Origin of the sequence: Mesorhizobium sp. M4B.F.Ca.ET.089.01.1.1, from assembly GCF_004022605.1 — a bacterium.
In the GTDB taxonomy this organism is placed as follows: domain Bacteria; phylum Pseudomonadota; class Alphaproteobacteria; order Rhizobiales; family Rhizobiaceae; genus Mesorhizobium; species Mesorhizobium abyssinicae.
Map to the genome: position 1 here is coordinate 1 of NZ_RZOS01001392.1, position 462 is coordinate 462.

Sequence of the window (462 nt, forward strand, 5' to 3'; positions counted from 1 at the left end):
GCACACGAGCGCTTCTCGTCTATCCGCGGATCCGCCTCGCAGCCAATCAGGCGCAGCGCCTCGCGCGCTATCTCGCCGCCCTCCACAGGATCGATGGTTCTCCCCCGCTCACCCTTGGCCTTCAAAATGGCTCCGTCCCTGAGAATTGGGAGCAGGCTGACAAAGAGGTGTGGCAGCCGACCGGCCGGACCGGCGAATATCAATTCCCATTCTTCATGTGCCCCGAGCCAAGCTGTGGTTCGCCGCTAACGCTCACCTCGGGAGACGGCGTGGCGGGCGCCGACCGGTTGGGTTGCAAGGCGTGCGGCTGGCATTTCCATGGCTGGATCGGGACCAAGCGGGACCTTCGCACGGCGCCGCCGAGCCTGTTTCTGCCGACGACCGAGTCGCTCCATCAATGGCTCAACGACAGCCGCTATGGACCTTTGTTTGGCGATGGTGTGGTCGGTCCACGATGTATTC

General features: G+C 63.6%; 1 protein-coding gene. It reads left to right on the plus strand.

Annotated features, from left to right (window positions below; all coding sequences use genetic code 11):
- Window positions 1–269 precede the first annotated feature (269 nt).
- The coding region (locus EN780_RS40125; protein WP_210215143.1) for a hypothetical protein at window positions 270–462 on the plus strand (193 nt) is incomplete at its 3' end.